The 23514-nt window shown below is 63.3% G+C and carries 18 protein-coding genes; 16 read left to right on the top strand and 2 right to left on the bottom strand.

The window, feature by feature from the left end; genetic code table 11:
- Positions 1 to 419 precede the first annotated feature (419 nt).
- The 9 genes from hrcA to E3T38_RS14105 all read left to right on the top strand — a co-directional run bounded on the left by hrcA (position 420) and on the right by E3T38_RS14105 (position 8868).
- Positions 420 to 1439, top strand: coding sequence for a heat-inducible transcriptional repressor HrcA (hrcA, locus tag E3T38_RS14145; protein ID WP_134548779.1), 1020 nt, complete (start codon positions 420 to 422; stop codon positions 1437 to 1439).
- Between the two features lie 79 nt (positions 1440 to 1518).
- Entirely contained in the window at positions 1519 to 2625 is a 1107-nt protein-coding gene (gene dnaJ / locus E3T38_RS14140) for a molecular chaperone DnaJ (protein ID WP_134548778.1), read from the top strand.
- A 1-nt stretch (position 2626) separates the two neighbouring features.
- Positions 2627 to 3367, top strand: a complete 741-nt coding sequence (locus tag E3T38_RS14135; RefSeq protein ID WP_134548777.1) for a 16S rRNA (uracil(1498)-N(3))-methyltransferase — start codon at positions 2627 to 2629, stop codon at positions 3365 to 3367.
- 19 nt (positions 3368 to 3386) lie between these two features.
- The gene (locus tag E3T38_RS14130) at positions 3387 to 3764 is read left to right on the top strand and encodes an HIT domain-containing protein (protein ID WP_134548776.1); all 378 of its coding nucleotides are present in this window, start codon (positions 3387 to 3389) and stop codon (positions 3762 to 3764) included.
- Positions 3751 to 4854: a PhoH family protein gene (locus tag E3T38_RS14125; protein ID WP_370449043.1), complete on the top strand. Its 1104-nt coding sequence runs from the start codon at positions 3751 to 3753 to the stop codon at positions 4852 to 4854. Before E3T38_RS14130 ends, E3T38_RS14125 begins: the two co-directional genes overlap by 14 nt.
- Positions 4851 to 5315: an rRNA maturation RNase YbeY gene (gene ybeY, locus E3T38_RS14120; RefSeq protein ID WP_134548775.1), complete on the top strand. Its 465-nt coding sequence runs from the start codon at positions 4851 to 4853 to the stop codon at positions 5313 to 5315. The genes E3T38_RS14125 and ybeY overlap by 4 nt, the downstream gene beginning before the upstream one ends.
- Positions 5315 to 6646, top strand: coding sequence for a hemolysin family protein (locus tag E3T38_RS14115; protein WP_174775250.1), 1332 nt, complete (start codon positions 5315 to 5317; stop codon positions 6644 to 6646). Before ybeY ends, E3T38_RS14115 begins: the two co-directional genes overlap by 1 nt.
- Entirely contained in the window at positions 6643 to 7560 is a 918-nt protein-coding gene (gene era, locus E3T38_RS14110) for a GTPase Era (RefSeq protein WP_134548773.1), read from the top strand. The genes E3T38_RS14115 and era overlap by 4 nt, the downstream gene beginning before the upstream one ends.
- A 426-nt stretch (positions 7561 to 7986) precedes the next feature.
- A complete protein-coding gene (locus E3T38_RS14105) occupies positions 7987 to 8868 on the top strand; it encodes a universal stress protein (protein WP_134548772.1) in 882 nt (293 codons plus the stop codon).
- A gap of 1085 nt (positions 8869 to 9953) precedes the next feature.
- Here the strand turns inward: E3T38_RS14105 and E3T38_RS14100 are convergent.
- Entirely contained in the window at positions 9954 to 10241 is a 288-nt protein-coding gene (locus E3T38_RS14100; RefSeq protein WP_134548771.1) for a PadR family transcriptional regulator, read from the bottom strand.
- 243 nt (positions 10242 to 10484) lie between these two features.
- Here E3T38_RS14100 and E3T38_RS14095 point away from each other — a divergent pair, with 243 nt between their 5' ends.
- The 4 genes from E3T38_RS14095 (at position 10485) to leuA (ending at position 17922) form a co-directional block, all read left to right on the top strand.
- Positions 10485 to 11705: a calcium:proton antiporter gene (locus E3T38_RS14095; RefSeq protein ID WP_134548770.1), complete on the top strand. Its 1221-nt coding sequence runs from the start codon at positions 10485 to 10487 to the stop codon at positions 11703 to 11705.
- A gap of 378 nt (positions 11706 to 12083) precedes the next feature.
- Positions 12084 to 13436 carry an esterase family protein gene (locus tag E3T38_RS14090; protein WP_134548769.1) on the top strand — a complete coding sequence of 451 codons (1353 nt, stop codon included), beginning with the start codon at positions 12084 to 12086 and terminating at the stop codon, positions 13434 to 13436.
- Positions 13437 to 13450: 14 nt separating this feature from the next.
- Complete coding sequence (locus E3T38_RS14085) at positions 13451 to 15982, top strand: DUF2156 domain-containing protein (RefSeq protein WP_134548768.1); 2532 nt, start codon at positions 13451 to 13453, stop codon at positions 15980 to 15982.
- A gap of 173 nt (positions 15983 to 16155) precedes the next feature.
- A complete protein-coding gene (gene leuA, locus E3T38_RS14080) occupies positions 16156 to 17922 on the top strand; it encodes a 2-isopropylmalate synthase (protein WP_134548767.1) in 1767 nt (588 codons plus the stop codon).
- A 100-nt stretch (positions 17923 to 18022) separates the two neighbouring features.
- On the opposite strand, the gene E3T38_RS14075 is transcribed toward leuA, so the two are convergent.
- A complete protein-coding gene (locus E3T38_RS14075) occupies positions 18023 to 18700 on the bottom strand; it encodes a hypothetical protein (RefSeq protein ID WP_198417358.1) in 678 nt (225 codons plus the stop codon).
- Positions 18701 to 19141: 441 nt separating this feature from the next.
- Between E3T38_RS14075 and E3T38_RS14070 the strand changes: the two genes are divergently transcribed.
- The 3 genes from E3T38_RS14070 to E3T38_RS14060 all read left to right on the top strand — a co-directional run bounded on the left by E3T38_RS14070 (position 19142) and on the right by E3T38_RS14060 (position 23513).
- Positions 19142 to 19465 carry a hypothetical protein gene (locus E3T38_RS14070; RefSeq protein WP_134548766.1) on the top strand — a complete coding sequence of 108 codons (324 nt, stop codon included), beginning with the start codon at positions 19142 to 19144 and terminating at the stop codon, positions 19463 to 19465.
- A 128-nt stretch (positions 19466 to 19593) separates the two neighbouring features.
- Positions 19594 to 20571 (top strand): beta-1,6-N-acetylglucosaminyltransferase, encoded by a 978-nt coding sequence (locus E3T38_RS14065; RefSeq protein WP_134548765.1) that lies wholly within the window; start codon positions 19594 to 19596, stop codon positions 20569 to 20571.
- Positions 20568 to 23513 (top strand): oligosaccharide flippase family protein, encoded by a 2946-nt coding sequence (locus E3T38_RS14060; RefSeq protein WP_134548764.1) that lies wholly within the window; start codon positions 20568 to 20570, stop codon positions 23511 to 23513. Before E3T38_RS14065 ends, E3T38_RS14060 begins: the two co-directional genes overlap by 4 nt.
- Position 23514 lies beyond the last annotated feature (1 nt).

The following is a 23514-nucleotide window of genomic DNA, read 5'->3' as shown; positions in this document are numbered from 1 at the left end:
ACGCTTAGTCGCCGGAGCCACTCATACAGTCGTGCAGTGGCCACGCCTGCCCCCTCCAGACTAACCGTGCCAGTGGGGAACTGACCGGAATCGACCACGGATATCGGTAGTTTCGGCCGTCCCGCGGCTTTTTCGACCTTCGGTTCACGATTGTTTGGGCCGTTCAAAGATTGTGACTGTGGATCGCTCATGATCGTCCCCTTCACCATACGTGTTGGGCAGAATACGCGTAATTAAACCCTCGCTTCGAACTGCTGGCAATGGGTCTGTTCAGGCAGCCGCGATATGATTAGCAGTCAGTGGATGCGAGTGCCAACGATGTGCTGGCAAACGTACCTTCCCGTGTGACCCTCAGAGCGCGCGGTAAGCGGCATCCGCAGAACTCAAGCTGGACCTCACGAATCAGGAAGGTGGGCGCAATGGTTTCCGACCGTGGCCTCGATGTGTTGCGCGTCATCGTGCAGGACTACGTTGCCTCTCGTGAACCCGTCGGCTCCAAATCCATCGTTGATCGGCACGCCTTCGGCGTCTCCGCTGCGACCATTCGTAACGACATGGCCCTCCTCGAAGAAGAAGACCTGATCGCGGCGCCGCACACCTCGTCGGGGCGCATCCCCACCGATAAGGGCTACCGAGTTTTCGTCGACCACCTCGCTGATCTGCGGCCACTCACGCCGGCGCAACGTCAAGCCATTGAAACCTTTCTGGGTCACGCCGCCGACCTTGACGAAGTGCTCGTGCGCAGTGTACGACTGCTCTCCCAGCTCACTCATCAGGTCGCGCTCGTGCAGTATCCCTCTGTGTCTCGCGCCAAGGTACGGCACATCGAGTTCGTGCCGCTGACCGAGACGCGCATCCTGTCGGTGCTGATCACGGATTCTGGCGGGGTGGAACAGCGCGTGATCGATCTGCCGTGGGCGCTCGATGAGCAGACCCTCGTCGAGGTGCGCGCCCGACTCAATGTTGCTGTCGTTGGACTCGGCATGGCCGAGGCCAGAGCCGCCCTCGCCGCGAGCGTGTGGCCGGGCGCGCCGATGTTGCAACCGCTCATCGACCTCATCACGAGCACCCTCGCCGACCAAATCGGCGCCAACCGCCAGGATAAACTGGTCATGGCCGGGGCAGCGAACCTTGTGCGCACCGAGGAAGATTTCTCCGGCAGCATCTACCCGGTGCTCGAAGCCATCGAAGAGCAGGTGGTGCTGCTGCGGCTGTTCGGCGAAATGGAGACCGACCAACACGGAGTTTCGGTGAGCATTGGCCGGGAGAACGCGGCGTTCGGCCTGCCCGAGGCAAGCGTGTTGACCAGCGGCTACAGCGCGAACGGCAACCTCGCCCGCCTGGGCGTGCTTGGTCCCACGCGCATGGATTACTCCAATAACATGGCGGCGGTGCGCGCCGTCGCTCGCTACCTCTCCCGCCTGCTCGGCGAGACCTAAAGCTGTTGCCGCCTCGGCGGCAGAGACCACATCACCAGAACCAGAATCATAATCATAAAAAACTCAAGGAGAGCCACCTTTGGCTGACCACTACGAAGCTCTCGGCGTTGACCGCGACGCAACCACCGACCAAATCAAAAAGGCCTACCGCCGCCTTGCCCGTGAACTGCACCCCGACGTGAATCCCGGCGCTGAAGCGTCGGAACGGTTCAAAAGCATCACCCATGCCTATGACGTGCTGAGCGACGCGAAACAGCGTCAGAAATACGACCAGGGTGGCGGTCAGAACGGCGGGTTCGACGGCCAGAACTTTGGCAACTTCGGCGACATCTTCGAGACCTTCTTCGGTGGGGGAGGCGGCAACAGCCGCGGTCCGCGGTCCCGCCGCGAACGCGGCCAAGACGCTCTCATCCGGGTTGAACTCGACCTCGATGAGGTCATCTTCGGCACGCACCGCGACCTTGAGGTCGACACCGCGATCGTTTGCGACACCTGCAAGGGCTCCTGCTGCGCCCCCGGTACATCACCGATCACCTGCGACATCTGCCACGGGACCGGCAGCATCCAGCGCGCCGTTCGGTCTCTGCTCGGCAACGTGATGACGTCGAGCCCGTGCGGCTCCTGCCGCGGTTACGGCACTATCATCGCGACGCCGTGCATGACCTGTTCCGGGCAGGGCCGCGTGCGCGCCCGACGCACGGTTCCGGTGGATATTCCGGCCGGAGTCGACACCGGCCTGCGCTTGCAGATGCCCGGCAGCGGAGAGGCCGGTCCGGCCGCCGGCCCGAACGGTGACCTCTACCTCGAGATGAAGGTGCGCCACCACGACGTGTTCAGTCGCGACGGCGACGACCTCATGTGCTCGCTCGACGTGTCGATGACGAGTGCGATTCTCGGCACCAACGTCACCGTGAAGGCTCTCGACGGTGATATCGAGGTGGAGATTCGCGCTGGTTCGCAAAGCTCAGAAGTGCTCACGATCAAGGACCGTGGTATCACCAAGCTGCGAGGCAGCGGGCGAGGCGACCTGAAGATCGGCATCCACGTGCTTACGCCCACCAAGCTCGACCACAAGGAACGCGACCTGATCGAGCAATTCGCTGCCCGCTATGCAGCGCCAGCGCCCACCCTGAGCCAGTACCAGCAGGGCTTGTTCGCGAAGCTGCGCGACCGGTTCCTCGGCTGACGTGGCACATTTCTATCTGCAGGAAACGCTCCGGGCGGCGCAGTGTCGCCCGGGGGAGGTCGTTTCCGTTGATGGCGCCGAGGCACGGCACGCGGTCACGGTCAGCCGGGTTCGTCCCGGAGACCGGCTGCGCTTAGGCAATGGAGCCGGGTTGCTGGTGCAGGGTACGGTGCTGACAGCGGAGGCTACGGCGTTGACCCTGCGCGTGGATGACGCGAGCGAGACTGCGGCGGCGACGCCGCGCATCCGTTTGGTACAGGCCCTCGCCAAGGGTGATCGGGACGAGCTTGCCGTTCAAGCCGCCACCGAACTCGGTGTCGACGGCGTCATTCCCTGGACCGCATCACGTTCCATCACCAAATGGGAGGGCCCGAAGATAGCCAAAGGCCACGAACGCTGGATCAGCATTGTGCGCGAGGCCAGCAAACAGTCCATTCGGGCTTGGTTGCCAGAGGTCGCACCGCTCGCCAGCACCAAACAACTGGCCGTGCTCGCCGCCACCACACGGATGCTGCTGCTCGAGCCGACTGCGAGCGGTCGCCTCACCGAGGTGGCCGCGCCCACCGACGACCGCGACATTCTGCTCGTTGTTGGGCCCGAGGGTGGAATATCCCCGGCCGAGCTGCTCCTGCTGGAACAAGCCGGCGCGACCCAGGTACGCCTCGGTGACACCGTGCTTCGCACGTCGACTGCCGGTCCCGCTGCCCTCGCAATCCTCAATGCGACCTTCGGCCGCTGGTAGCGCCGCTTAAGATAGAGGCATGTCTTATTCCGGTTTCGAACCGACCATTTTCAGCCGCATCATCGCGCGTGAGATTCCAGCGACGATCGTCGCCGAGACCGAACACATCATCGCGTTCCTCGACATTGCTCCGAAAGCTCCGGTGCACGTTGTCATCACCACCAAAGACCCGCAGTATCAGAACGTCGTCGAACTGGCCGCAGGCAACCCGGTGCTTCTGGCCGAACTCGTCTCGGTAGCCGAGCGCATCGCTGCCGAACGAACCAACGGGCAGTTCCGCCTCGTCTTCAACACCGGGGCGGCCGCCGGCCAGACCGTGTTCCACGTACACGCCCATGTGCTGGGCAGTCAGGAACCGACCGAATCCCTAGGGGAGGACTCGCTTGGCGCCCTCTGAGCCTCACAACGCGAATTCCGGCTACTCCGCCGCCAGTGACACCACCGAGTTGCGCTTCACCATCGATGGCGTTGCCATGGTGCGCCTGCTCGGGCCCGAAGATCGCTATCTGAGTATCATCGAGACTGCCCACCCCAAGGTGGACGTGCACGTGCGCGGCAACGAGGTCACCCTGAGCGGCACGGCTGGCGAGGTGGCGGCAGTGCGTCGGCTGATCGAGGAACTGCAGCTGGCACTGCGCACTGGCCATGATCTCGGCGAGACCGAGGTCGCCACGTCAGCGCGGATGCTCGCTGCCGACAGTTCGGTGAGTCCATCCGCCCAACTGGGCGCTCCCATCCTCACAGCACGGAACAAGAGCATTCGGGCCAAGTCGATCGGGCAGAAGGACTATGTCGACGCGATCGACGACAACACGATCGTATTCGGCATCGGCCCGGCCGGAACCGGCAAGACCTATCTGGCCATGGCCAAAGCGGTGCGGGCGCTGCAGAACAAAGAGGTCGAGCGCATCATCCTGACTCGCCCGGCCGTGGAGGCTGGGGAACGACTGGGTTTTCTGCCCGGCACCCTTACCGACAAGATCGACCCGTACCTGCGCCCGCTCTACGATGCGCTCGGCGAAATGCTCGACCCCGAGCTCATTCCCAAATTACTCGCTGCTGGCACGATCGAGGTGGCACCGCTGGCCTACATGCGCGGGCGCACCCTCAACGCGAGCTTTGTCGTGCTCGACGAAGCCCAGAACACCACGCCGGAGCAGATGAAGATGTTCCTGACCCGCCTGGGGTTCGGCTCGAAGATGGTCATCACCGGAGACGTCACCCAGATCGACCTGCCGGCCGGCACGAGCGGCCTGAAACTGGTCACGCGCGTGCTCGACGGGATCGACGATATCCATTTTGCTTACTTGACCAGCGCCGATGTCGTGCGGCACTCGCTAGTTGGGCGCATCGTCGATGCCTACACCGAGTACGACGCGCAGAAGCAGGCCCTTCGCCAAGAGACGGCTGAAGCCCGAGAATTTGCCACCCGTGGCCCCCAGCGCACGAGCGCTTCGGGCCGCACCCCGAAACGGAGTTCCAGTTGAGCATCGAAGTGAACAACGAGTCGGCTATCCCGGTCGATGAAGCCGCCATTTTGCGCCTCGCTGCCTTCGCGCTCGACACCATGCACGTGCACGCCGATGCCGAGCTTGCCATCGTGCTCGTCGATGAGGGCGCCATGGAACAGCTGCACGTGCAGTGGATGGATGAACCCGGCCCCACCGACGTGCTGAGCTTCCCGATGGACGAACTGCGCCCCGGTACCGAGGAGGAGGAAACCCCGCCGGGTCTGCTCGGTGACATTGTGCTCTGCCCGCAAGTCGCCAAGGAGCAGGCGGAAACCGCCGGCCACAGTACTCTCGATGAACTGCTGCTGCTCACCACCCACGGCGTGCTGCACCTGCTCGGCTTTGATCACGCTGAACCGGCCGAGGAGAAGGAGATGTTCGGTATTCAGCGCGATATCCTCATCGCTTTCGCCATGCAGGAACGACAACGCCACTGATGCACATCGTCTGGTTCATTTACCCGGCCGTGGTCCTGGTCGTTTTTGCCGGACTGATGGCCGCCGTTGACGCCGCGATCATGACTCAGTCCCGGGCGGACATCGCGAGCATGGTGGCGCATCATCGCGCGAAACGGTCGTTGCAGGCCATCGCCGACGATGCCGGCGCGCACCTGAACGCGATCAATTTCATTCGGATCACCGCCGAGACCACGGCCGCCGTCCTGGTCACCCTGGTCTTCGCGACCACGATCGAGGCCGTGTGGCTCGCTTTGCTGCTGTCGGCGCTCATCATGACCTCGGTGTCGTTTGTGCTCGTCGGTGCCAGCCCGCGCAGCGTCGGACGGGCCCATCCGGTCGGCTTGCTGGCCGCGACTGCGTTGCTCGTGCACGTCGGACGCGTTCTGCTCGGACCCATAGCGAACGCCCTCGTCGCCCTCGGTAACCGGGTCACGCCCGGGCGTACCAAACTCGCGACATTCACCTCCGAAGACCAACTGCTCAGCATGGTGGACGAGGCCACCGAGCTTGATGTGATCGAAGAAGACGACCGCGAACTCATCCACTCCATCTTCGAGTTCAGTGAGACGGTCGTGCGTGAGGTGATGATTCCGCGTACCGACATGATCACCATCGACGCCGACGCCAGTATCGACGCGGCGATGGGCCTGTTCCTGAGCAGCGGCACGTCGCGCCTGCCCGTGTTGGATGGTGAGGTCGACGACGTCGCCGGCATTCTCTACCTGCGCGATGTGGCCCGACTGGTCTTCGAGCGGCCGATCAACGCGCTCCAGCTCACCGTGGCCGACCTGGCTCGGCCGGCCGTGTTCGTGCCGGAGTCGAAGAAGGCCGACGACATGCTGCGGCAGATGCAGTTAGAGTCCAATCACCTGGCCATGGTCGTCGACGAGTACGGTGGAATCGCCGGACTGCTCACCCTCGAAGACCTGATCGAGGAGCTCGTCGGCGACATTTCCGACGAGTACGACCGTGACGTGGTCGAGGTCGAAGACCTCGGTGATGGGCATTTTCGGGTGAGTGCTCGACTGCCAGTCGACGAACTGGGGGAGCTGTTCGATCTCGAACTCGACGATGACGACGTCGACTCGGTGGGTGGTCTGCTGGCCAAAGCCCTCGGGCGACTTCCCGTTGCCGGGTCGGTCGCTTCGGTCAGTGGGCTCAACCTCACCGCCGAGCGCACCGAAGGCCGCCGCAAGCGCATCAGCACCGTGCTGGTGGAGCGAGACCAGGCGTTGATCAATGCGCAAACAGCATTCCTCACGGTAACGAACAACAGCACAGTGTTTGAAGATGAAGGAGAACGGTCATGACCGGAGCAACCGAGCCCCACCCGAGCGGGTACCGAGCAGGATTCGTCTCGTTCGTGGGACGTCCCAACGTGGGCAAGTCCACCCTGACGAACGCGCTGGTGGGCGAGAAAGTTGCGATCACCTCGTCGAAGCCGCAAACCACCCGCCGCGCCATTCGCGGTATCGTGCACCAGAAGAATGGCCAGCTCATTCTGGTGGACACCCCCGGAATCCACCGTCCGCGCACCCTTCTCGGTGAACGACTCAACAGCCTCGTCACCGCGACCCTGGCCGGCGTCGACGTGATCGGTCTCTGCATCCCGGCCAACGAGCCGATCGGTCCGGGAGACAAGTTCATCAACGAGCAACTGGAGGCGTTCCCCCGTGCAAAAAAGGTCGCCATCGTGACCAAGATTGATGCGTCCTCCAAAACCAACGTCGCCAACCAGTTGCTCGCTGTTTCGCAGCTGCGGGACTGGGAGGCGATCGTTCCGATTTCCTCCACCAGCCGCATCCAGCTGGACATTCTCGCGACCGAACTACTGCGCCTGCTGCCGTACGCGGATGCCCCGCTTTACCCAGCTGACGCCGTCACGGACGAGACCCTGGAGTCGCGCATCTCGGAGTTCATTCGTGAGGCAGCCCTCGAGGGAGTCACCGACGAGCTGCCGCACTCGATCGCCGTGACCATCGACGACATCATCGAGCGCGACGACCAGGAACTGGTCGAAATCTACGCCAACCTGTTCGTGGAACGCGACAGCCAGAAGGGCATCATCATCGGCAAGTCGGGCAGCCGGCTCAAAGACGTCGGTACCCGCGCGCGTAAGCAGATCGAGCCCCTTGTCGGTAAGCGCGTTTTTCTGTCGCTGCGTGTGAAAATCGCCAAGGAATGGCAGCGCGACCCGAAGCAGCTCGGGCGCCTCGGTTTCTAACGCGCAAACTGGTCACTTTGGGTGCTGCCCGAAATCGTCATCTCGCCTTTGCGGCCTGACCAACCTGGTTACATTGTTCGAAACCCATGGCGCCGGTTACCCGGTCTCGGATCGTCCCCGTTAGGCTCGTTGCGACAGCTATCGAGTGGCGCGCGGCTGTCAGGGTTGCCCGTTCGCGGCCTCTGCTCTGAAAAGCCGTGTCCGTTGCAGCGGAGGCCTGTTCAGGCAGGTTGTTTGTCAGGTCGTCGGCGACAGACCATGACACCGCATGTTCAGGCAGTGCCGGCATCCTGATTGGGTTGATGTGTGACGCCGCAGATCGGGTTACACGTATTTATCGTTTTTTTTCGGTAACTGTGTTTTAGTGAGACCGTGAAGTGATAGCCCGGGCACCAATTCTCCCTGAGATCGAGGAGAGCAAACGATATGGTCGAGACAATTGTTCTCGCAGTAAACGGCGGCACGGGAAGTCCCGCTGCGCTCGACTGGGTGATCGAGCGTGCCCGCACTACTCAGGTATCCCTGGAACTCACCACCGTTATTGATCTGGCCAGATTGCCGCCGACCATTACGAAGGACCGGGTTCTTCCCGCTTACGAGCAGATGTTGATGGATGCCGCGAATCGGGTGAAACGCGACGCGCCCGCCGTGCAGGTGATGACGTCGGTACGACGAGGCGCGCCGCGCCGCGAGCTGTTGATTTCCGCCGCGGATGCCGACCTGATGGTTATCGGTACGCGTGAGGCCGCAGGCTCCCTCTACGGAACATTGCGCCACCAGATCGCCGCCGGTGTGACCTGCCCCCTCGTTATCGTGCCCACAGATTGGACGCCTTGTAACGGTGCCATCGTCGTCGGCGTGGATGACGACGAAACCTCTCACCTTGCGGTGGACTTCGCCGCTCGGGAAGCTGAGCGGCTCGGCCGTGAACTGTCGGTCGTGCATGCGTGGCGCATCCCCACCCTGCTCGCTCTCGGATGGTTGAGCGCTGGTGCTAGTCCTTATGACGAGATACGGATGGCACACGCTGCAGTTTTGGCAGGAGTAGTCGAATGGGTTCGCGCCGAGCATCCGACCGTGATAATTCGAGACACCCTCGAACACGGATCTGCTGCTGTGGTCCTCACCAACGCGGCTGAGTACGCTGAAATGGTCGTGGTGGGAACCCACGGACGGGGGATGATGACGGGGCTGTTACTCGGCTCGGTCGTTCACGACCTGCTGATCAGTATGCCGTGCCCGGTCGTGGTCATGCCGCACCTAGCCGACATACCTCCGCTCGTACCGAACGGCAAGCTGGATAAATAGCGACTCCGCCGGAGCGGCCGGGTGGAGATATCGAATTCCTAGATCCACAGTCGCGGGGGGAACGTCCGCAGGAGGTCCCCGTGCGGGCAACATGTTGAGCGTGGGTGCAAAATCGTAGAGCGTCGGCCGAAAACCAGCCCGATAAGTTCCAGATAGCGCTCAGGCGTTCGCGCCGTTCAGGCGCTGCCGAGTCCCAGCCCCGATAGATATCAGTCAGGATGTCGGGGGTGCCGCCTTTCACGCCTGTCGCTCGGTTAGCCTCGAACGTTGATGATTCCCGCTTGCGAGCAGGACTGGGGCTGGTCCCGCACGACACCTGCGGAGTCACCGAACCGTACCGGGTCCAAAACGCTCGCCACCCAGCCTCGGTTAGGATCGGCTGCCATAAAGAATTCACTGGTCGACCACGTTTCCAGCATGGCCTCTGCCGCAGCTTGCCGTTCGGCATCCTGCTCGGCTCCTGCTCGGCCATCGCCGTCAGGTATTCGGATTCCCACGCGCACAGCCAGGTGTACTGGGCGACAACGTACCCCGCGCCCGATTGCATCACGCCGGTCGAGTTCGTGCCCGAATCCAAACCTTCCGGCACGCCGGCTGGATAAGCGGCACCCGCCGGGAGCGGATCCTCCATCGCTTCGATGGCTGCTTGATACTCGAAGTAGCCCGTCCCCGCAGTCACCCGAGCAGGACCCTGAGGATTGGCATTGACCACAGAGGTGACCTCGCCGGCCGGGCCCCCGACAGGGACGGGAGCAACAACGAAGAGGAGCGGAAGTAGCACGATCAGAAGGATGGCCGCGGCAACGGCCGAGACCACAATCGCGACGGTCCGGCGGACCCTCCGCTGACGACGCTGGGAAGCCCCTGAAGACGGTACACCGTCGAGCTCCTGCTCAAGAATATCGGCTGGTGAGCCAAAGCTGGACAGGGCCGCTGATGCGTCCGCATTCGACAGTTCTACCTGCACACGTTCGCGCAGGTGAGCGGCAATCTACTCGCGCAGCGTCGCCCGTCGAGTGCCTAAGAGCGACCCCGCAGCTGCGTCGAACTGGCGCAAGTACTGGGTAACAAGCCGGTGGTCGGCGTCAAGCGTCATCGCGCGTCCTGTCATTGTGCTTCTTCGGAATGGTGGCCAGGAGCGACGTGACGGAAGCGGAGAATTGCTCCCAGTCCTCTTGGAAGGACTCCAACTCCTGATGGCCAACCTCCGTGAGTTGATAGTACCGGCGTGGCCGATCGGTGTCGTTGGCTTCCCAGTAGCTCGTGACGAAACCAGCATCGTGCAGTCTGTTCAGAAGCGGGGAGACCGTTCCTCTTGCGGGCCACCCTGAACCCTCTGCACCGCGCAGCGGGCGCGGTGTAATCCGATTCATGTCTCAAGTGTCGCAAAACCTCAGCGTGTCGAAACGTAGCGGATATGAGACGGACCGGTGGTGATTTCCCGCGCGATATGGTCGTTGCGAGACACTTGGGTGTAGATCTGAACCCGGTTATATCCGGTGGAAACCACGCTTCTGGTATCGTCTCTTTGGTGAATGCACGCTGTGTTCATGCGTCACGGGACGACCTCGGATGCCGCGGTTTGTAGGGGGACGGCCTCCGATTAAGGCAGGCTCATGCCCATCAAGCGCCACGCGGATTCTCACACCCCGACCGAGGCCCGCTCGAACGATGGATGGCGGGCGTTGCTGAGCCGATCAACGACGATGACCCTCGCGATCGCATGGCTGGTCTCGATCGGCGTGCTGACAGTCGGCCATGATCTTGTCGCCCACCCGCCGAGTGTGGCAGTCGCGGTGGGCGTGTTCCTGATCATCCTCGCGGCGATCATGGTCGCCGCATTCGGAGTCGTCCACCAGGCCGAGGTGCTGGCCCGCAAGCTGGGAGAACCATTCGGTACGCTGGTTCTGACCTTGACCGTCGTCATCATTGAAGTCGTCCTCATTTCCTCGATCATGCTTGGGCCGTCGGGATCGTCGACGATCGCACGCGACTCGGTGTTCGCCGTCATGATGATCATCATCAACGGAGTCATGGGTCTGTCCCTCCTCCTCGGCGGCATGAAGCACGGCCCGCAGCGCTACAACATGGAAGGCGCGTCGGTCTACGTTGCGATGATCGCCGTGTTGTCGCTGTGCACGCTCGTGCTGCCAAACTTTATAGTGTCCACTTCCAACGGGAGTCTCGTGCCCGCGCAGGCTATCGCCGTCTCGGTGCTGGCGGCGGCACTCTACGGGTTCTTCATCTACCTGCAGACGGGGAAGAACCGGGCGTTGTTCACGCAGCCCAGCCACGCCCAGGCGATCTTTGGAAGCGTCACTACCGCCGATATTCCAAAACCCCGCTTCGACTCTCGTGCGGCCGCTGTCGTCGGCCTGGGCAGGGGCGAGCTGGTTCGGCGGGTCCTCCTGCTGGTCGGTACCGTCCTGCCGATCGTGCTGCTCTCCCACGACCTTGGGATCCTGGTCGAGGCCGGTATCGCGGCCACGGGCGCTCCAGTCGCGTTGGGCGGGGTGATCATCGCGATCATCGTCTTCACGCCAGAGGCGATGACGGCAGTTCGGGCGGCGCTGGCTGACGAGGGCCAACGTACCCTCAACCTCGGACTCGGGGCGTTCGTGTCCACGGTCGGGCTCACCATCCCGACCGTACTGATCATCGGCTTAGCGACAGGCCAAGAAGTCATTCTTGGGGAATCGAGCGCAAACATGGTGCTCATCGCAGTGACACTGGCAGCAAGCATCATCACCTATTTCTCGCCGCGCACCACTGCCCTCCACGGAGCTGTCCACCTGGTGTTGTTTGGCATGTTCGCCGTACTGCTCTTTGCCCCATAACTCTCTTTGCCCCATAACTCCGCCATTTCGGTCGAGCGAAATTCCCGACGCCATCGGGATGGAAGCCGGGCGACACGATGATCACGTCCGGCATCTGTGCTCCCAGCTGTGCAGACACCTCCCGCAGGTCACCCTGCACAAACGGCACTCCGAGCACCGTGAGCAGGTCGAATCGTTCGTCGGGCCCGGTTGACGCCAGCACGAGCACGTCCGCGCCGAGTTCAACGAGGGTGTCAGCGACAGCGAAACCGGGTATCCGGTCAACTCCTGTGCGTGGGATGTCACTCGGCTATGACTTGGCCGGGTGCCGGCTGGTAACTCAGCGATGCCAGCCCACGAAACGTGCGGGTGGTGTCAAAGTGATTCCGGAGGCTCTCAATGAACTCGTTGTTTTCGGCTTTCAGCCCGCTCGATATCAGTCTTATCGACGCGCCCGTACTGGGAACGCTCTACGCGGTCACCGGACTCACGCTGCTGCTCGTGCTGCTCGGCCCCACAGGCGTGCGTCGCGCCGTGATCACCGTCATTGGCGCCGTCGTCGGTGCGTTCGGCGGTTGGGCCCTGGCCTGGTTTATCACTGACGTCTGGGACCCTTGGGGTGTCTCGTTCTCGACCGGAACCGGTCTGTGGACCGCTGCCCTGGGGGCGAGCCTTGCCGTGGTCGTGCTAAATCTCAGCGGCCAGGTGCGGTGGCGCCGCGGCGTCGCCGTTGGCGCCATCGGACTCTGTCTGCTCAGCGCTGCGGCGGGAATCAACGCAGATGTCGGTGAATTTCCCACCCTGCGTGTCGCCCTCGGGCTCGCCAGCTACCCGCCCCTTGACGCGGCCCTCGCAACCGCGCAGGCCCGCGCTGCCCAGACTCCACCCGTGCATCCCGACCCAGCGACTGTGGCCAACAGCACGGCATCCAACGTGGGCGGCGTCGTCGGCACGGTCACCATTCCGGCTACCAGCTCGGGTTTCGTCTCCCGCGACGCGCTGGTCTACCTGCCACCGGCGGCGCGTCGCGCGAACCCGCCGGCCCTGCCGGTGGTCGAGATGCTCTCCGGGCAGCCGGGCAGCCCGAGCGACGTGTTCACGTCCGGTCGGCTGGCGGGCATTCTCGACACGTACGCGCGGGCGCATTCCGGTCTCGCCCCCATCGTTGTCGTTCCCGATCAACTCGGCGCGCCGGGCCGCAATCCGATGTGTGTCGACTCGGCGCTCGGCAATTCGGCCAGCTATCTCACCGTCGACGTTCCGGTTTGGATCAGGTCGCACCTGCACGTCACTGCCCAGCCCTCCGGGTGGACCATCGCCGGTTTCTCTCAGGGCGGCACGTGCTCCATCCAACTCGGCGCTGCGCACCCGGAGCTGTACAGTACGATCTTGGACATCGCGGGAGAGCTCGTTCCCAAAAATGGAAGCGAGGCGCACACCGTGCAATCCGGTTTTGGTGGCAGCGCTTCCCTCTACGCGGCGGCTGCGCCCTCCGCTATTCTCGCCGCCCAGCAACCCTACGCCGAGCTCGGTGCCATCTTTGTGGTCGGCGACGACGATATACGCTTTCTGCCGGGGGTGCACGCGGTAGCGGATGCCGCCCAGCGCGCCGGCGTCGTTACCCACCTGTTCGAGTCACCCGGTACGGCCCACGACTGGCGAACGGTTGACTACGCCTGGACCACGGCCCTGCCGATCATCGCCGCACGTACCGCATTGCTCGTGCCGACCGTGATTGCGACGACGAGGTGACCACCAACGACATCATGAGCGACGCAACCGCCCTCGACCCGCCCGGGCGCGAACCCGCGAGGGGCTCCGCCCTGCGATCGCTTTACCGATGGTCCAGCCAGCGACCCTTCGTCATCTCCTATGCCGTCGCACTGCTCGCGGTGGGCCTCGCAACGGGAGTAGTCGCCGGACCGGCGCGCGGTATCCGTCTGCTGTTCGGCACCGGCTACGAGTCGGTCATTGAACGCGGGCATTGGTGGTCTCCGCTCACCTCGGTGTTCTTTGTCGACAATGGCGGCGAACTGTTGTTGGCGCTGGCCGGCGCAGTGGTTCTGCTGGGTTTCGCCGAACGGCTGATGGGAACCCGCCGCACCGTCATCGTCTTTCTGGTGACGTCGATTCTCGGTGCCGCAATCGGCCTCGGCGCCCAGTACCTCGGTGTCGCCGGGGGCGAAATGTGGTCGCGCGGCGTGAGCGAGTTGTGGGCCATCGACCCCTTCACTCCCATGTTTGGCAGCGCCATGGCAGCCAGCTACTTCGTCGGCCCGCTCTGGCGGCGCCGCATCCGCGTGCTCGGGCTGTCGACGGTGCTCGTGCTCGTGCTCTATTCCGGCCAGCCCTCCGACCTCTACCGCCTGCTGGCCGCGGTTGTTGGGCTTGGTGTGGGGTGGCTCTGGCGCCCGTCACTCCGGGTGGCGTCGTGGCGGCGCAGTTCCGACCACGAAACCCGCACTCTGCTGGCCGCCATCGTTGGTATGGTTGCCGTCGGTCCGGTCGTCACCATCTTTTCCGGCGCCCGTTTTGGGCTGCTCGCACCGCTTGGGCTGCTGCTCACCCAGGACGTACCGAGTGCTGGGGAGGTCATCGACCGCTGCCGGCTGGGCGATATCACCCGGCAGTGTGTGCAGGAACTCAGCCTCGAACGTATCGGCGGGGCCGGCCCTGTGCTGGTCAGCCTGCTGCCGCTGCTTACCCTCGTGGTGGCAGCTTTCGGGCTGGCTCGCGGACGGAGATTCGCCGCGTGGCTGGCCATCACGATCAACGTTGGATTGGCGATGCTCGCCGCCTGGTACTACGGGCTGCTGCCGATCTCCGGGCAGGCCTACGTATGGCAATGGCAATCCGGCCGGTACTTCGAAGTCACGCTCATCCTCGCCGTGTCGGTGCTCGTGCCGCTCGCCGTGGCCGTCGTCATCCTCGGCAATCTGCGCCGCTTTCCGGTGGGCTCTCGCACGGGCCTGCGTCGCCGATTTCTGCTCGTCACGGCTGGAAGTCTCACCGCACTCGCCGCGTTCTATCTCGGGATCGGATGGCTGCTCCGCGATCACTTTCGGCCCGCGGTAACTCTGCTCGACCTGCTCGCGGACGTGCCTGAGCGGTTCATTCCGGTCGGTTTCCTGCGCCTGGAGCGAGTGTCTTTTCTTCCGACCGACCCTCTCTCCACCGCCCTGTATGACGGTGTCGGCGCTGCATTCTGGATCGTCGTCTTCGTGGGGGCGATCGTCTGCCTGCGGAGCGCCTCCGTCGGCCAGACCGCCGATGCACCAAGTCGACTGCGCTCGCTCCTCTCTGAGCATGGCGGCGGATCGCTCGGCAGTATGACCACCTGGGCCGGCAATTCGCTGTGGTTCACCTCGAGCGGGCGTACGGCCATCGCCTACCGGGTGGTCAACGGCATCGCCATCACGACCTCCGAGCCGGTCGGACCACGCTCCGAGGCCGTTGCCGCCGTCGCTTTCTTCGCTCGCATGTGTGACGACAACGGCTGGGTTCCGGTTTTCTACTGCGTGCACGAGAACTGGCAGGGCGTTTTCGCCTTGATGGGCTGGCCGAGCGTGCAGGTGGGGGAGGAGACATTGTTGCGGCCGAACAGGTGGAGCACGACGGGAAAGAAATGGCAGGACATCCGCTCGTCGATCAATCGCGCCGACCGCGCCGGGGTGCGAGCTGAGTGGACCAGCTACCGGTCGCTCTCGTTCGCGGCAGCTGCCCAAATCGCCGAAATCTCTGAGCAATGGGTTCAAGAGAAGGAACTCCCCGAACTCGGTTTCACCCTCGGTGGCCTTGACGAGTTGCGTGACCCGGTGGTGCGCCTCATGATCGCCGTCGACGCTGAAGACCGCGTGCACGCCGTGACGAGTTGGCTGCCGACCTACCGGGACGGTGAAATCGTGGGCTGGACCCTCGACTTCATGCGGCGCCGTCCCGACAGTATCAACGGCGTCATGGAATTTCTGATCGCCCAAACTGCTGAGCGCATGCGGGAACGCCCAGAGATTGAGTTTCTCAGCCTGTCGGTGGCGCCGCTCGCTCCCTCATCCGGCCCTCGGCAGGGCGGTATTGCCACCGGTCTGCTCGAGTACCTTGGTCGCACACTCGAGCCGGTGTACGGATTTCGATCATTACTGGCGTTCAAAAGCAAGTTCCAGCCCGAGTATGCGCCGGTCTTCATGGCGTTCCCCGACTCGGTCGCGCTGCCGGAGATTGGGCTCGCCCTCGCCAAAGCTTATCTGCCCAGTCTGTCGATGCGGGAAGTGGTCACTCTGGTGCGCGGACTCGGCCAATAGCATCCGCTTGCCGGGGCCTTCGTCCATGTGGTCGCAACCGTGCCAAACGGTGCTAGCCTGAAAATGTGTTGAACGGTACGCTCCTCCTTAGCTGCCGCGACGAGTCCTAATCTGAAGGCCTCCCTCGTCGCGGCGTTTGTCGTTGGCTGTACGACACCACGAGGAACAGGATCATGAAGAACAATCAGACCGCATCCACCCTGCCGATCCACCGCTACCGCCCGTACCACGAGCAGTTCGCCATTGAACTGACCGACCGTACCTGGCCGAGCAAGCACATCACGAGCGCCCCGCGCTGGTGCGCGGTCGACCTGCGGGACGGCAACCAATCCCTCATCGATCCGATGAGCCCCGAGCGCAAGCGCATCATGTTCGACCTGCTCGTGCGCATGGGCTACAAGGAGATCGAAGTAGGTTTTCCGTCGGCGAGCCAGACCGACTTCGACTTCGTACGCAGCCTCATCGACGAGAACGCCATTCCCGACGACGTCACGATCCAGGTGCTCACCCAGGCGCGAGAGCACTTGATCAAGCGCACGTATGAGTCCATCACGGGCGCCAAGCAAGCCATCGTGCACTTCTACAATTCCACAAGCATCCTGCAGCGCGAGGTCGTTTTTCGTGAAGACAAGCAGGGCATCATCGACCTGGCCCTGTTCGGGGCGCGTCTGTGCAAGCAGATGGAAGCGACCATTTCCGGCACGACCATCTACTACGAGTACTCCCCGGAAAGCTTCACCGGCACCGAACTTGACTTTGCCGTGGACATCACTAATCAGGTCGTCGAGATCCTCGCGCCCACCCCGGAACGCAAAGTCATCGTCAACCTGCCGGCCACAGTCGAGATGGCCACCCCGAACGTGTACGCCGACTCCATTGAGTGGATGAGCCGTCACCTGACCCAGCGCGAGAACATCCTCATCTCGCTTCACCCGCACAATGACCGCGGTACCGCCATCGCCGCCGCCGAACTCGGCTACCTGGCCGGCGCCGACCGCATCGAAGGCTGCCTGTTCGGTAACGGAGAGCGAACCGGAAACGTCGACCTCGTCGCCCTTGGCGTCAACCTGTTCACCCAGGGCATCGACCCGCAGATCGATTTCAGCAACATCGATGAGATCAAGCGCACCGCGGAGTACTGCAACCAGCTGCCGGTTCCGGAGCGCAACCCTTGGGCTGGCGATCTGGTCTTCACCGCCTTCAGTGGATCGCACCAGGACGCCATCAAAAAAGGCTTTGAAGCCATGGACGCCGACGCGGCCAAACAGGGCTGCACCGTCAACGACCTGGTCTGGGCCGTTCCCTACCTGCCGATTGATCCGAAGGACCTCGGTCGTAGCTACGAAGCAGTGATCCGGGTCAACTCGCAGTCCGGCAAGGGCGGCGTCGCTTATCTGCTCAAGACCGACCACGCCCTCGACCTGCCCCGCAAATTGCAGATCGAATTCTCTGGCGTCGTGCAGGCCAAAACCGACGCCGAAGGCGGCGAGGTGACGAGCGAGCAGATCTGGGACATCTTCAACGACGAGTACCTGCCGGCCACGATCAAGAACCCTGAAGCCAAGTGGGGCCGGTTCGAACTGCACTCGACCCGCACGTCGAGCGACCTGTCGGGCACGGTCGACCTGTCGGTCGAACTGCGCGACGGCGACACCGTGGCGCCGGCCACCGGTTCCGGTAACGGCCCGATCAACGCGTTTCTTGGGGTGATGGCAGAGCGTGGTATCGCCATCACACTGTACGACTACGTGGAGCACGCCCTCTCGGCCGGCGGCGACGCGCAAGCGGCCGCCTACGTCGAGCTCGACGTGAACGGCAAGCGCTACTGGGGCGTCGGCATCGACGCGGACATCTCTACCGCGTCGCTCAAGTCGGTCGTCTCCGCCGTCAACCGCGGCATCCGCGCTGAGGTCGATGACCTGGAACTGGCCGCCGTCTGACGCCGTAGCATCCGTTTTTTCGCACACACGAAAGCCCAGTCCCGCTAGTACGGGGCTGGGCTTTCGTTGCACCATCCGGGTGCGGTCGGTGGGCCGGTGATCAAGCCAGCGCGGGCAGATGCACCGTTCGGTCTGCGCGCTTTGTTCCCAGCAGCACGGCGCAATCGTTGATCGCGTGTTCGAGCAGGTTATACAACCGGGCGTCCGGGTCGCCGATGCAGGCCTCTCCGATACCCTGCACGGCAACGCGAATGATCGTGTCGGCGGTGCGCGCCGTGAATTTGGTGCGCGTCCACGAATGCACACTACCGATGAAGCCGCGTGCCCAGTGCTCGGCATCGGTCGCTTCATCGAGGGCGGCCCGAATAAGGGGGCGCACCTGCTCGGCCAGCGCCGGATCAAGAACGGATGCGGTGCGCTCGCAGGTGAGCACACCCACCGCGAGCGCGCGCTGACGTTCCAGGCTGGCCACTGGAAGCGCTTCGCAGCCAGCCCGCAGCGCGATCATGACTTCAACCCGCTTGTCGGAACCGGTCAGGCCGATAACCGACGGAATCAGCAGTGCCAGCCGCGACCTGGCGTCGTCTGAACTGCAGTCGTTGACCATGCGCGCCAGCGAGGCGAGCTCCGGATGGGTACATGCTGGGTGGTCGCTCCAGGACTCGCCAGCGAGGTAGGAAGCGAATTCCATGAAGCACGCTCCGCTTTTGGGAGTGCGATGTTTGCCACGCGAAAGCACGGGCATAATGTCGGGCAGGCTGCCCTGGACTGGTTTCATGAAAACCTCCATACCACGGGGACTATGTGCCCTCAAGTCTCCCCCCGTCCGGTCTGAAACACCAGACCCGAACCGACTCCGCTAGTAAATTATGAGGATTTATTATGTCATGCCTGCCCACTCCCCGGATGGGGGCTGCCGGTTCGGTCGCTGACGCGTCAAGATCGTGCGTAAACCCACCCTTACCCTCGTGCGGCGTTCACCCGAAACGTTGCATTCTTTGCCCCAGGACCCGAAGACCTGACAGGATTCCATGCTCCGCGCCACCCCCAGTCGTCTGGCCAGCGCATGACGACGACCGCTGTTTTTGTGCGGGCTGTCGATAGGGGCGGTCCCGGGCGCAGAGGGCCACTTCGACGCCACTGGTCCCGACGCCGCTGGATCCGCGTGGATATCTGTGCGATCTGTGCTGGCCTGGATTCTTCTGGGGCGACTCTCAACATGGTGACGCACCCGGACGACGACGTCGTGTATCAAGGCTCCAATCGGATGGGCGACATGCAGGTCGGTCGGTGCGTGCACACGGTCTCTGTCACCGCCGGCGATGAAGGCCGTGCCGACGGGTATTGGCAATCGCGTGAGGAGGGGATCGCTGCGAGCTGCGCCCAGATCATCCAGGTCAAGAATGCGTGGACCAGAACGGATGCCGGAGTGCCGGGACACCCGATCGTGTGGTTCTCGATCGGGTGGTGCTCGATCGGGGCGGTGAAGGGCGCAACCGTGAGAATCGGCTTGGCTGAGATCGAAGCGTGGACACCCGGATAGGGCGACTGCGACGCGGACCGAGTCCGCTGCATCGCTAGCCGCCCAGCAGGCCCCCCACGTACCGAACCGTCAGTGTTGCCGGTAACGCAGTACAGCCCCGTGATACCCGCACACCCCGACAGGATCCCATGCACCGCGTTCCCCCCGTTTCAGCTGACATTCCGGCACTCGTCACCCCGGGCTCGGTGTCAGGCGATCTTCCGGAGGCTTCAGCGTTGCTCGCCTGTGTGATCCTGGCGCACACCGATCCCGTGCACGTGCGGCGGCTGATCGACGCGCTTGATCCGTTTCCTGTTTTTCTGCACTGCGATTCTCGGGCGAGCCCACGCGTTTTTGCTGCCATGACTACTGACCTTCCGGAGCGCTGCACGGTACTACCGCGAATGAAGACGGGCTGGGCGCGGTGGGAAAATGTTGCCGCCGAGCTCGCGGGGTTCCGCGCGGCATTGGAATCGACATTCGCGACGCACGTCGCTTTGCTCACCGGAGCCGACTATCCGTTGGCCTCGGTCGAGGAGTTCACTGACACGCTTACTGCCTGTGCCGGTCAATCGATCACCTACATCAACCCGCTGCCCTACGACGGTTGGGGAGCCAGTGGGGGGCTTGATCGGTTGAAATTCCGCCACTGGGCCGTGCGAAAGCACATGATCCGAATCCCAATTCCCCGCCGGCTTCCGCCCGACGTCGTCTTGTCCGGAGGTTCGCAACTCAAGATTTTGTCTCGTGCCCACGCGCAGACCGTGGTCGACATCGCGGATCGTCGACCCGACCTGGTTCGATTCTGGCGCCGCAGCTGGGTGGCCGACGAGACCTTCATACCCTCGCTGCTCGGCACGGCTCAGTTTTTTCCGAACTGGTCCAACGAACATATTCGTGCCACGCCCTGGTGGATCGGGTGGGATGGGACTCGCCGCAAGAGCCCACCGTGGCTCGGCACCGAACAGACCGATGCCGTGCTGTCCCGGCGGAACTTCGACCAACAAGAGCTCCCGAGCTTATTTGCGCGAAAATTTACGACTGGTATGAGTGATCAAATCCTGGATGCAATAGATGCCAGCCGGTCATTCTCGGCCCCGGCCGCAGTGGCGAGCGGGGCGTCGTGACCACGATTGATCCCGGTGCGGCGGGCAGGCCTGTGCCGGTGGCACCTCACGCTGAGCCAGAACCGGCTGCTTCCTCGCACCTCTTCGGCCGGGGCCTGCTGTACGTCGTGGTGTGGTCTCTGCAGCTCGTTGCCGGCACGATCGTGTCGCCCATTCTGGCCCACGTGATGGGACCGGCTGAATTCGGCGCCCTCGCTTCCGCGATCGCACTCCACCAGGTGTTGAGCGTTCTGGCGCTCATCGGGCTCGACCAGGCACTCGTGTTGCAGCGGGGCGAAGACGGTAATACCGATCGGGCTCGCGGCATCATGGCGGTGGGCATCGTGATCGCGCTCGTCGTCGCAGTGATCGCCGGTGGTACGGCGCCACTCTGGCGGGACGCCCTCGGCTTTGGTGATTATCCCGCGCTGGTCTTCGCCGTGATCCTGTGGACTTTCCCTGCGGCGACGGTGCAAATCGTTCTCGCGCTTCTGCTCGCGGAAGACCGTCTGGGCCCGTTCGCAATTGTCAGTGTGCTGGCGGCCGTTGGTGGGTTGGTGGTTGGCGTTGTCCTGCTCCTGACCGTGCGCAATGACGCGGCTACGTACGCGATCGGCGGCGTCGTGAGCCAGACCCTGGCGATGATTATCGGGCTCATCGTGGCTAGACCGGCGCTACGGGGATTGCTGGACTGGCCGGTGGCCTGGCGTGCGATCAAGCTCGGTGTTCCGCTCGCGCTCGGCGGCTTGGCAATTTTTGTGCTCAACGCGGGCGATCGAATTGTAATTCAGCGTATTCTCGGGCCGGAGGAAGTCGGGCGGTACCAAATCGCGTACGTGGTGGGTTCGGTCGTTATTCTCCTGCTCACCTTTACCAGTTCGGCCTGGACGCCGCGTTTCGCGGCCCTGCGCGATGAAAGCCAGCGCTGGCTCCTCGCGGTTCAGTCCCGTAATGAGCTCTATCGGCTGCTCATGCCAATGGTTGCAGGTGTGACCCTGGCAGCGCCGGCCTTGCTGCGAATTGTGGCTCCTTCCAGTTTTCGTCCGGAACCCCTCACCCTCATTGTCTTCGTGGTTTCGATTTCCGCGTTCCCCGTTGCGGCGAGTGGCGCAACCGGACGACTCCTCATCACACTGCGGCGGGGAAAGACGATTGGCCTCATCGCCATCGTCGCGGCGGCCGCAAACATCGGCCTCAATATTGTCCTGGTGCCGTTTTACGGCATTTTGGGGTCTGCTCTGGCTACCCTTCTCGCGTTCGCTATGCTCGCCGCTCTCCAGCGCTTAGCTCTGCCAGATCGCCCGGCCTTTGCCCGTCCGCCCACTCGGCTGATCTGTGCGGTGGCTGCCACTGTTCTTATCGCAGGCGGGTCAGTTCTGCTTCCGCAAACCTCTGGCTGGAACGCGGGCCGGTTTGTCATCGCCGTGCTGTGCCTGCCCTGGTTCCTCGGAGCATTGCGACGGGTACGGGCCGTCCCCTCCGAACGAGCTGCCATTGTCTCGCCACGTCTCTCTGTCCGCGCCGACTTTTCCAATCCTGAGGAGCCACTCTTGCCCCACACAGTGCAATTCGCCCCAAACCCAGCCCTGCCAGCGGATCTTGTGGACTTGCCCCCCCATGCTCCCGGACCGTGCCGGATCATCGCGGTAGACGTGGACCAGCCATTCCCCGAGCTGGACGTGGAAAGCCGGTACGAGCGTGCGCTCGTCGTTTGTTGGCGCGCAGGCCACCCCGTTGGGACGGCTTACGTTGAGCTTGGCGGCACGAGTGCACCCGTGCTTGACCAGATGCAGCACCTGATCCAAAAAACCCAACCGGTCGGTTCCCGGAGTTCGCGACCGATCGCCGATACGGAACTTCCGAGTATTACTGTCGTGGTGACGACAACCGTGCGTCGTGTGCCAGAGCTGCGACTGCTCCTGGATTCGTTCAAGCGTGTCGACTACCCGTCGGTGGAATTTATTGTCGTTGACAACCGTCCAGTGATCGGCGAAGGTGACCCGCTTCCTGAACTGGTCAGGGGCCGCACTAACCTACGAGTGATTCGCGAAACCCGCCCTGGCGTTTCCGCCGGCCGCAATGCGGGAATGGCGGCCGCTACCGGCGACATCGTCGCCTATGCCGACGACGATGTGCGTGTGGATTCCCAGTGGTTGCGCGCCTTGGGTCGCCGTTTTGTACTCCAGCCGGACGTTGACGCGGTGACAGGGTTGATCCTGCCAGCCGAGCTGGAAACGCCCGCGCAGATTTGGTTCGAGCGCTACTACGGCGGATTCAGCGGGGAACGAACTTTTACTGCCCTCACCCTTGCAGCCGAACCCGGGCCGGTGCGAGCCTTGCGCGGATCACGCATCACTGTGCGCACCATGGATGGCGCGCTGGAGCGCCGCGTTTCGCTCTACGGGGTCGGAGCCTTCGGGGCCGGAGCGAACATGGCGTTTCGTCGCCGGGTGTTGGAACGGTTGGGGGGCTTTGACACCGCGCTGGGCACTGGCACTCCGGCACGCGGAGGAGAAGACCTGGCGACACTGATCGATGTGCTCTGGTCCGGAGGAAAACTGGCCTATGAACCAGCAGCTGTGGTTCACCACAGGCATCGGCGGGATTATCCGGGACTCGTCAGCCAGTTCCGGGGGAGCGGTGTCGGCTTTACAGCCATGTTGGTGTCGTTGATTCAGCATGATCGTCGTCACCTGCTTTCGATAGCCTGGCAACTCCCACAGGCTGCGGCGCGCATTCTCCAGCAGGGATCGACTCGTATACGCGGCGGTCGGGTCGCCCGCTCAAGATCGCGCGGGCCTGCCCACGTCGAAGTGGGCACTGGCGGGTATCCGAGATCGCTCGTCCTCACCGAACTAGGCAATTACTGGCGCGGTCCAGCTGCCTACCGGCGCAGCCAACGAGCAGATCAAGCGTGGTCGAAAACATCTGCTGAGGCCATCCATGTCGAGAGCCGGGTGTGAC

This window comes from Cryobacterium sp. Hb1 (assembly GCF_004403585.1).
GTDB lineage: Bacteria > Actinomycetota > Actinomycetes > Actinomycetales > Microbacteriaceae > Cryobacterium > Cryobacterium lyxosi.
This window is presented reverse-complemented; position numbering and strand designations above follow the sequence as displayed.

Bases quoted from the DNA above. Each gene is read 5' to 3' on its own strand.
- hrcA (WP_134548779.1), top strand. From the start codon at position 420: ATGGTTTCCGACCGTGGCCTCGATGTGTTGCGCGTCATCGTGCAGGAC.
- E3T38_RS14130 (WP_134548776.1), top strand. From the start codon at position 3,387: ATGTCTTATTCCGGTTTCGAACCGACCATTTTCAGCCGCATCATCGCG.
- E3T38_RS14115 (WP_174775250.1), top strand. From the start codon at position 5,315: ATGCACATCGTCTGGTTCATTTACCCGGCCGTGGTCCTGGTCGTTTTT.
- era (WP_134548773.1), top strand. From the start codon at position 6,643: ATGACCGGAGCAACCGAGCCCCACCCGAGCGGGTACCGAGCAGGATTC.
- E3T38_RS14105 (WP_134548772.1), top strand. From the start codon at position 7,987: ATGGTCGAGACAATTGTTCTCGCAGTAAACGGCGGCACGGGAAGTCCC.
- E3T38_RS14100 (WP_134548771.1), bottom strand. From the start codon at position 10,241: ATGAATCGGATTACACCGCGCCCGCTGCGCGGTGCAGAGGGTTCAGGG.
- E3T38_RS14095 (WP_134548770.1), top strand. From the start codon at position 10,485: ATGCCCATCAAGCGCCACGCGGATTCTCACACCCCGACCGAGGCCCGC.
- E3T38_RS14090 (WP_134548769.1), top strand. From the start codon at position 12,084: ATGAACTCGTTGTTTTCGGCTTTCAGCCCGCTCGATATCAGTCTTATC.
- E3T38_RS14085 (WP_134548768.1), top strand. From the start codon at position 13,451: ATGAGCGACGCAACCGCCCTCGACCCGCCCGGGCGCGAACCCGCGAGG.
- leuA (WP_134548767.1), top strand. From the start codon at position 16,156: ATGAAGAACAATCAGACCGCATCCACCCTGCCGATCCACCGCTACCGC.
- E3T38_RS14075 (WP_198417358.1), bottom strand. From the start codon at position 18,700: ATGAAACCAGTCCAGGGCAGCCTGCCCGACATTATGCCCGTGCTTTCG.
- E3T38_RS14070 (WP_134548766.1), top strand. From the start codon at position 19,142: ATGGTGACGCACCCGGACGACGACGTCGTGTATCAAGGCTCCAATCGG.
- E3T38_RS14065 (WP_134548765.1), top strand. From the start codon at position 19,594: ATGCACCGCGTTCCCCCCGTTTCAGCTGACATTCCGGCACTCGTCACC.